This window comes from Paracoccus sp. (in: a-proteobacteria) (genome assembly GCF_046289755.1).
Lineage (GTDB): Bacteria > Pseudomonadota > Alphaproteobacteria > Rhodobacterales > Rhodobacteraceae > Paracoccus.
On the sequence record NZ_JBKBVD010000049.1, the window covers coordinates 19,968 to 27,319 of the forward strand.

10 protein-coding genes and 1 pseudogene are annotated in these 7,352 nt (G+C 64.3%); 2 read left to right on the top strand and 9 right to left on the bottom strand.

The window, feature by feature from the left end; all coding sequences use genetic code 11:
- Nucleotides 1–102 precede the first annotated feature (102 nt).
- On the bottom strand, nucleotides 103–624 hold the full coding sequence (locus ACK41U_RS15690) for an invasion associated locus B family protein (protein ID WP_409681984.1): 522 nt from the start codon (nucleotides 622–624) through the stop codon (nucleotides 103–105).
- A 179-nt stretch (nucleotides 625–803) separates the two neighbouring features.
- Between ACK41U_RS15690 and ACK41U_RS15695 the strand changes: the two genes are divergently transcribed.
- A complete protein-coding gene (locus tag ACK41U_RS15695) occupies nucleotides 804–1,793 on the top strand; it encodes an asparaginase (protein WP_409681987.1) in 990 nt (329 codons plus the stop codon).
- A gap of 133 nt (nucleotides 1,794–1,926) precedes the next feature.
- Here ACK41U_RS15695 and ACK41U_RS15700 read toward each other — a convergent pair whose 3' ends face one another.
- The 7 genes from ACK41U_RS15700 to ACK41U_RS15730 form a co-directional block, all read right to left on the bottom strand.
- A complete protein-coding gene (locus tag ACK41U_RS15700) occupies nucleotides 1,927–2,685 on the bottom strand; it encodes a TSUP family transporter (protein WP_409681990.1) in 759 nt (252 codons plus the stop codon).
- Nucleotides 2,686–2,811: 126 nt separating this feature from the next.
- Nucleotides 2,812–3,690 (bottom strand): phosphoserine phosphatase SerB, encoded by an 879-nt coding sequence (gene serB / locus ACK41U_RS15705; RefSeq protein WP_409681993.1) that lies wholly within the window; start codon nucleotides 3,688–3,690, stop codon nucleotides 2,812–2,814.
- Nucleotides 3,691–3,963: 273 nt separating this feature from the next.
- Nucleotides 3,964–4,992, bottom strand: a complete 1,029-nt coding sequence (locus ACK41U_RS15710; RefSeq protein WP_409681996.1) for a tyrosine-type recombinase/integrase — start codon at nucleotides 4,990–4,992, stop codon at nucleotides 3,964–3,966.
- A 178-nt stretch (nucleotides 4,993–5,170) separates the two neighbouring features.
- A complete protein-coding gene (locus tag ACK41U_RS15715; protein ID WP_409681999.1) occupies nucleotides 5,171–5,788 on the bottom strand; it encodes a hypothetical protein in 618 nt (205 codons plus the stop codon).
- Nucleotides 5,789–5,828: 40 nt separating this feature from the next.
- Nucleotides 5,829–6,032, bottom strand: a complete 204-nt coding sequence (locus tag ACK41U_RS15720) for a hypothetical protein (protein WP_409682002.1) — start codon at nucleotides 6,030–6,032, stop codon at nucleotides 5,829–5,831.
- The gene (locus ACK41U_RS15725) at nucleotides 6,029–6,337 is read right to left on the bottom strand and encodes a hypothetical protein (RefSeq protein WP_409682005.1); all 309 of its coding nucleotides are present in this window, start codon (nucleotides 6,335–6,337) and stop codon (nucleotides 6,029–6,031) included. Before ACK41U_RS15725 ends, ACK41U_RS15720 begins: the two co-directional genes overlap by 4 nt.
- A 20-nt stretch (nucleotides 6,338–6,357) precedes the next feature.
- The gene (locus tag ACK41U_RS15730; RefSeq protein WP_409682008.1) at nucleotides 6,358–6,510 is read right to left on the bottom strand and encodes an Arc family DNA-binding protein; all 153 of its coding nucleotides are present in this window, start codon (nucleotides 6,508–6,510) and stop codon (nucleotides 6,358–6,360) included.
- Between the two features lie 65 nt (nucleotides 6,511–6,575).
- Between ACK41U_RS15730 and ACK41U_RS15735 the strand changes: the two genes are divergently transcribed.
- Nucleotides 6,576–6,950, top strand: a complete 375-nt coding sequence (locus ACK41U_RS15735; protein ID WP_409682011.1) for a hypothetical protein — start codon at nucleotides 6,576–6,578, stop codon at nucleotides 6,948–6,950.
- Nucleotides 6,951–7,131: 181 nt separating this feature from the next.
- Here the strand turns inward: ACK41U_RS15735 and ACK41U_RS15740 are convergent.
- Nucleotides 7,132–7,352: pseudogene (locus ACK41U_RS15740) on the bottom strand (hypothetical protein); the annotation flags it as partial.

A 7,352-nucleotide genomic window follows, 5' to 3' on the forward strand; every position in this document is an offset into this window, starting at 1 on the left:
CCGGCCCGCCTCATCCTGCTCTGCCCCGGCCTGCATTGGTCCGAAAATATCCCGGGGGGAGTCACCGTCAGGTGACGGGGGGCAGCGCCCCCCTGCCCGGTTTCACTGACAGCGCGACCGTGCGGTGTTGGTCGCCGCCGTCACGCCCGACAGGCTGAACGTGTCCTTGGTCGTGGTCCCGCGCGCCGAACGCCCGGTCACCACGGCACTGGACCCTGCACGCAGCGCCGTCACCAGCGCCTCGTCATCAGAGGGGCTGCCGGTCCAGGCGCTTTCGCCCTCGGTGAACAGGTTGAACTTGCGCCCGCCCACATCGACCTCGACCGTCGAATCCGGTGCGAACGGATAGCCGCCGGTAAAGGACACCTCGCCGTTCTGACCCGGCCGATAGGCCACATAGAGGCGGATATCTCCGCGCGCGACCTCGACGGTCTGGCCGCCACGGGTGTTGATCGTGGATCGCGGCGGCGAAACGGCCCAGCATTCGCGGGGGCTGTCCGCCGCAAACACCGTCCAGTCGCCTTCGGTCGCCACAACATTCGATGTTTCCTGCGCCATGGCCGTCCCAAGCCCGGCGATCAGAACGAGGCTGACGCCGATGCTGCGCAGCGTGGTGGTAAACATGCTCTGGCCTCCTGCCATTCACTTTCGCCGTGTCGTCCGGCGTTGTCTCTGATTGCGGTGGTGTTTTCAACCATCGGACGTCAGGATAACGAAATTCGCGTCTCACGAAAGACCGGGCGTGCAAGATCGCGGAATTGTCAGGGGTCGCCGACCGTGCGATCTGCCGGAAAACTGGGGGAATGATGCACGCAGCGGCAATGATTGATGTCTGGCGGGGCGGGATGCGCGAAAGCCTGCATGCCGGTCACGCGGTGATCTGCGACAGACAGGGCGTGGTCGAAGCCTGGGGGGCACCCTCATCGGTGATCTATCCGCGCTCGTCCTGCAAGATGATCCAGGCGCTGCCGTTGATCGAAAGCGGGGCCGCCGATGCCGCGGGCCTCAGCGACCGTCAACTGGCGCTGGCCTGCGCCAGTCATTCCGGCGCCGCCCTTCATGTCAGCGCGGTGCAGGACTGGCTGGCGGGGCTGGGGCTTGCAGACGACGACCTGCGCTGCGGCAGCCACATGCCGCGCGACCGCGACGAGAACCGCCGCCTGACCTGTGGCGATGAGGCGCCCTGCCAGTGCCACAACAACTGTTCGGGCAAACATGCGGGCTTTCTGACCCTGAACCGGCATCTGCGCGGCGGACCCGATTACGAACAACCGGGTCACCCGGTCCAGCAGGCGGTCAAGGCCGCCTTTGAAGAGGTGACCGGCGAAACCAGCCCCGGTTTCGGCATCGACGGCTGCTCGGCCCCCAACTGGGCCTGCACGCTGGAGGGGCTGGGTCGGGCGATGGCCGCCTTCGCCTCGCCGGGCACCGACCGGCGCGGTCAGGCCATGCGGCGGCTGACCGATGCGATGCGCGCCCATCCCGATCTGGTCGCGGGCGAGGGCCGGGCCTGCACCATCCTGATGCGCGCCTGCGCCGGGCAGGCGGCGCTGAAAACCGGGGCCGAGGGCGTCTTCGTGGGCATCCTGCCCGAGCGGGGTCTGGGCATCGCGCTGAAAATCGCCGATGGCGCCACCCGCGCCAGCGAGGCGGCCATCACCGCGCTCTTGCGCCATCTGGGCGTTCTGGCCCCCGATGATCCCGTGATCGGGCAATTTCTTCCCGCGCCCATCCGCAACTGGCGGGGCATTGCCACCGGCGATCTGCGCTGCGCACCGGGTTTTCCCGGCTGAGTCGCTTCATGTCGCCGTACCATGGCGTCACGAAACCGACACCCGCAGATGCTTTACTTCGCGCAGGCGATTCCCCTGCGCCTGCCCCGTCCCCGGCCGGCGTCCCTTGGCAGAGCGGCGCCGGTCGCCCCCCTTACAGCATTTGCCAGATCAGCCGCAGCGCCAGCGCCGACGAGGTGATGACCAGCAGCGGCTTGATCAGCCGCGCCCCGATGCGCGAGGCCAGCCGCGCGCCCAGAAGCGCCCCCAGAACCTGCGCCAGCCCCATCATCACCCCGATCAGCCACAGCGGCTGTCCGACCAGCGCGAAGGCCAGCAGCCCGCCGATATTCGAGGCGAAATTCAACAGCTTGGTATGCGCCGTGGCCTTGAGCACCCCGTATCCGGCCAGCGTGACAAAGGCGATCATGTAGAACGACCCCGCCCCCGGACCGATCAGCCCGTCGTAAAATCCCACCAGGGGCACCGCAGTCGCCGCGAATGCCCAGGGCGCCATGCGCCGCAGCCGGTCCAGATCGTCCAGCCCCGGTTTCAGCGCGAAAAACGCGGCAATCGCGATCAGGATCACCGGCAGGATCAGGCGCAGCCCGTCAGTGGGCACATTGCTGATCAGCACCGCGCCCGCCGCACCCGCAAGCCCGGCGATCACCGCCAGCCGCCACTGGCTGCGCAGATCGACCAGCCCGCGCGCCGCATAGCTGATCGCCGCCGTGGCGGCGCCAAACGCGCCCTGCACCTTGTTGGTGGCCAGCGCCTGTGCCGGGGGCACGCCCGCCAGCATCAGGACCGGCAGCGTGATCAGCCCACCGCCACCCGCGATGGCATCCACGAAGCCTGCCGCAAAGGCGGCGGCCAGCAGCAGCAGGACGAGGTCAAGCGTCAGGTCGATCATCGGCGGAGCTTTCGGTGGCGAGGTGGCACGCGGGGGCTTCGCGCCCCGTCGCCGGCTGGTCCCCGGACCAGTGGCGCACCAGTCGGCGACCCCCGCGGGATATTTTGACCAAGGCAAAGGGCAGGGTCAGGCGGTGACGATCTCGTCGGCGTGATAGCCCTGAAGGTAGAGAAGCGCGGTCAGGTCGCCGTGGTTGATGCGCAGCCTCGCCTGTGCCGCGACGGCAGGCTTGGCGTGCAATGCGACGCCCGCACCGGCAAGCTGGATCATGCCAAGGTCATTGGCCCCGTCGCCCACCGCGATCGCGTCCTCGGGCGAGGCGCCGAGCCGGGCGGCGATCTGGGTCAGCGCCTCGATCTTGGCCTCGCGGCCCAGCACCGGCAAAGCGACATGGCCGGTCAGAACGCCCTCTTCCGACAGCAGCGTGTTCGCGCGGTGTTCGTCGAACCCCAGCTGAGCCGCGACCGACTGCGTGAACGAGGTAAAGCCACCTGACACCAGCGCGGTATGGGCGCCGTGCGCCCGCATGGTCGCCACCAGCGCGCGGCCTCCGGGGGCCAGCGTGATGCGATGGTCGAGAACCTCTGCGATGGTCGCCTCGGGCAGTCCGGCCAGCAGCGAGACACGTTCGATCAGCGCCTCGTGAAAGTTCAGCTCGCCATTCATCGCGCGGGCGGTGATGGCGGCGACACGAGGGCCAACACCTGCCAGATCGGCAAGTTCGTCGATGCATTCCTGCTCGATCATGGTCGAGTCCATATCGGCGATCAGGATGCGTTTGCGGCGATTCGCGCTGCGCTGGATGGCCATGTCGATGCCGATGCCTTGCAGGTCGGACCAGACCTGATCCGCATTGGCCGGAGCGTCGGGCAGGTCGAACTCGGCCGCAATTCCGGGTGCCAGCCAGCGCGGGCCGCCACCGCCCCATTGCGCGGCAAGCCCGTCGGGCAGGGCATCGTCAAGATTGGCGGCCCGGGGACTGGCGATCAACGAGGCGGTCAGCATGGCAGCATCCTTTGTCAGCGTGCCAAGGGTCTAGGATAAAGTCCTTCCCAACGCCAGAGAGGGGTGCGCCTCTGGCGGGCAGGCGCGCGGCCAACCTGCGGGCAGGGTAGCGGTCGGCGCTGATCAGATCTGCGCCATGACGGCTTGCGCGGCCCCGACCCGTTCCGTTGGAACCCGCAAGATTCAGCAGGGGTCGGATCAACAGGGCTTGCAGTATTTACAGGGGACGCGTATGTCCCACCGCGGGACACCCCTCCCAACGAGGGTGAGCAGTCATTGCCTTTTTTCCTTTATATTGCAGTCAGTTAAGATATGCTCACCAGCACCTTGTGTCGCTGGTGTGTCAAAAAGGGCGTCGCTGACGGTCTTGTCCTTGACCGCGTGGGCATAGGTCCGCAGAACGGTTGCGGCATCCTTCCAACCGCCCATCTCGGCCACAGTCTTCACGTCATAGCCCTTGTGCAGCATCGACGTTGCGAAGCCGTGGCGGCAGCAATGCGGGGTCAGCCTCTCGATTCCAGACCGCTTGCAGACATTGTTCCATGCGCCCCTCACGCTGCCGCGCCCTGCATAGTCAAAGACCAGCTCGTCAGGCTTGCGGTTGCTCGGCAGGTTCGCCAGCGTGACCACTAGCTCAGGCGGCAAGTGGGCTTCGCGGCTCCACGGCGTCGGCTTGAAAAGGTCGAGCCTTGCGATGCGGCGATGCAGGTTGACATTGCCCCACCGCAAGCGGCTGGATTCACCGATGCGCGCCGCTGTGCCGAACATGAACATGCACAGCGCACCCAGATGCGGCAGCCCATCCGCGATAGCCTGTGCGTTGAAGGCCCGCACCCATTCGATGGTCGCTGGCGTCTTCACCTCCGGGTTTTCGCTGTAGCGCTTCACCGATATGCGGTTGCACCAGCCAAGACCCGCCGCATAGTTGATCGCGGCCTGAGTCGGCTTGATGACCTGCCGGTTCCATGTCGGTTCATTGGCGGTGGGATAGATGACCTTCGCAGCACGCCGGATCGTTTCAGGGTAAACTTCCGAGACGAGCGTGTTTTTCCAGTGGTCAACCAGCTTCAAGAGGAATCGCTCGGATCTCTCAGCATCAAGATAGGCGCTGAACACCTGCGCCATCGTCAGCCCTGCCCCCGGCCCGTCGAGGTGCCGGTTCCAGGCTTTTGCCTCGATCTCGGCTTTGATCCTCTCTGCGATTTTGCGGTCAGACGCTCCCGTAGTGCCGCGTAGTCGTCGCCCAGCAACGGAACCTCGATAGTGCCAGATCGCGCCGCGCTTGAAGATTTCGAGGGACATGGCTTCAATGCCTCCATCAGCACCGGGATATCCTCGGGGAGAAAGATCATTGTCTTGCCGAGAGTGCGGCAAGCCTGCGTCGCTACCGCCTTTTGCCGCAAGGTCCGCTCGGACATACCGAAGTGCGCCGCCAGCTCTGCCGGGGTCGTGTAGTCAGGAAGGATGGCGGGGCGGTTGGTCAAGCCTCATCCTCCCAGATGGGATAGCCGTCTTCGCTATAGCGAATCGCTTTGGCAGAAGCGGGTTTGACAATCCCACGGGCAACAAGGTCGCCGTGCCAGAAGTCAGCATAGATCTCTGCAACGCGGTAGATCAGGTACCCTGCATCGAAGACGGAATATGCCATGTCCAAGCCACCGGACACGGCCTCGCCTGTCCATTTGACATGACGTGGGGTTCCTTCCTTCGTCATGCCAGAGAAGACGATCCTCGCGCCTCCGATAGTGGAATCCAGCTCGATAATGTCGCGGAACTTCGCCACTGCCTTCAGCATCGCGTCGGCCACGGCCTGCGCCACAGGTTCCGCGTAGCGATAGGTGCGGCCGTCCTCGATCACCTCGTAAATCGTGCGAAGCATCGCCGCCGAAACCAACGAATACAGTCTCGGGGCCGTTTTGGCGGCCCCGGACTTCACGAAGGGCACGTGCCCTCTATCCGACAGAGTGTTGAGCAGCTTCTTCACTTTCGGGTCGCTGGACTCTCCGACTGCCGCAAGGCGACACACCTCAACAGGCGTCATCCAGAAGCGTTGCGCTTCTTCCGGGGTCAGCTCAGGCGTGTACATTGCGATCTGCATGACACACCTTACCACGACGTAGCAAGCCATGCAATGGACGTCACGCTGCGTCCCGTTCAATCTCACGCGTCAGCGCGCGGCTTAGTCCGACAACGGCATTGCGCAGCAGGTGCAATTCACCGCGCGCCTCGATCTGTTCCAGTTGATCCGAAATGACAGAAAGAGTTGCTGCAAGGTTCTCGACCTCTGCCAGTCTAGCGCCCAACTCGTCGCGCTCGACCCGGTAGTCATCTGCCGTTTTCATGCGTCACGCCCTTTCGCCGCGTCGTACGCCGCAATCACAAGTCCGCGCTCATCGGCCAGCCAGACCCAATCGAGGGACAGTCCGTTGTCGTTGCAGTAGCGCAGGAAGTCGTCGGTGAAGGTGTGGCCGTCCTCTGCGGCCTCGACAATGCGTTCCGGCGGGAACGGATCGGCCCCAGTCCACTCGGCAAAGAGGGCGAGGCGGTCGCGGGTGCCTGCGGGCAGGCCTGCTACTCGCGTGCGGCAGGGGGCACTTCTATTAGACAAGCCGGTATCGGTCGCGCAGGCGCGTTGTTCGATGTTCATTGAGCTCTCCAAGGTTGGGTTTAGGCGGTCTGGGCGTCCTGGCGTTCCATCCGTTCGCGCAGGCAGGCGACGATCTCGGAACCCTGCGAACGAACATTCTTGGCGGCCTGCTCACGTAGCCACGCCTTTACATCAGCTGGCAGGTTCAGCTTGAATTGAACGTGATCCGGCATGGAAACCTCCGAGGACATTTTATGTCCATATGGACGAAAAATGTCCGTGGCGTCAAGGACAATCCTTGTCCATATTCGCTTTCATGGAAAAACTCGATCAGCTTGTTCAGTTCAAACTTATGTTGCCAGCGGACCTCAAGGACAGGATCGAGGCTGCGACCAAAGACACACGCCGCAGCCTGTCGCGGGAGATGGTGGCAGCGCTGGAAGAGAAGTTTCCGGCGCCCTCTCCGCCAATCGAAGATTTCTCACGGCTCTACGCGTTGATGGAGTTGGTGATGTCGGGTGAGACAAGGGAACAGCGTGAGGCATTGCTGCGCATGGCAAACAGCCACATCGGAAAGTCTCCGCTCGCCGGTCGCTTAGAACTTGGCATCTCCGACGATCCATCTAACCCTGACGCACAAGTCATTTTCATGCGATCACTGGCGAAGAGTTAACTACAGAATTGGGTTGAGTGGCTGCCCCCGGTGTCCGCCGTGACAGCCTGCGCCGCGCTGCGTAGGTTCCCGCATCCGCGCCATGACGGGGTTTTCGGCCATGAATAAACCGGGCACTCGCCGTCTGATCCCAGATGCTTCGCGGTCAGATCAGCCGCAGGGGGCACCCACCCCTATCCCGTTAATCCTGCCAGTCGATGAATTGCAGCGCGTCCTGCACTGTCACGCCGTCCAGTCCGGCCTCTTTCGCGGTCGCCATCGCCTGCAGCATGGCGCCCAAGGCGCGGGCCTTGCCGCCGTGGTCGAACGCCTGCATCGGGCGCACCACGTCAATCGTGATGTCATCGCCCAGCTTGTCGCTCGCTTCCTCGGCCAGCAGGTTGGCGATCGGTTGCAGCACCA

What these genes read in the sequence shown, in the direction of transcription:
- ACK41U_RS15700 (WP_409681990.1), bottom strand. Translation starts at nt 2,685, where the DNA reads ATGATCGACCTGACGCTTGACCTCGTCCTGCTGCTGCTGGCCGCCGCC.
- ACK41U_RS15720 (WP_409682002.1), bottom strand. Translation starts at nt 6,032, where the DNA reads ATGAAAACGGCAGATGACTACCGGGTCGAGCGCGACGAGTTGGGCGCT.
- ACK41U_RS15690 (WP_409681984.1), bottom strand. Translation starts at nt 624, where the DNA reads ATGTTTACCACCACGCTGCGCAGCATCGGCGTCAGCCTCGTTCTGATC.
- ACK41U_RS15730 (WP_409682008.1), bottom strand. Translation starts at nt 6,510, where the DNA reads ATGCCGGATCACGTTCAATTCAAGCTGAACCTGCCAGCTGATGTAAAG.
- serB (WP_409681993.1), bottom strand. Translation starts at nt 3,690, where the DNA reads ATGCTGACCGCCTCGTTGATCGCCAGTCCCCGGGCCGCCAATCTTGAC.
- ACK41U_RS15715 (WP_409681999.1), bottom strand. Translation starts at nt 5,788, where the DNA reads ATGCAGATCGCAATGTACACGCCTGAGCTGACCCCGGAAGAAGCGCAA.
- ACK41U_RS15725 (WP_409682005.1), bottom strand. Translation starts at nt 6,337, where the DNA reads ATGAACATCGAACAACGCGCCTGCGCGACCGATACCGGCTTGTCTAAT.
- ACK41U_RS15710 (WP_409681996.1), bottom strand. Translation starts at nt 4,992, where the DNA reads ATGTCCCTCGAAATCTTCAAGCGCGGCGCGATCTGGCACTATCGAGGT.
- ACK41U_RS15695 (WP_409681987.1), top strand. Translation starts at nt 804, where the DNA reads ATGATGCACGCAGCGGCAATGATTGATGTCTGGCGGGGCGGGATGCGC.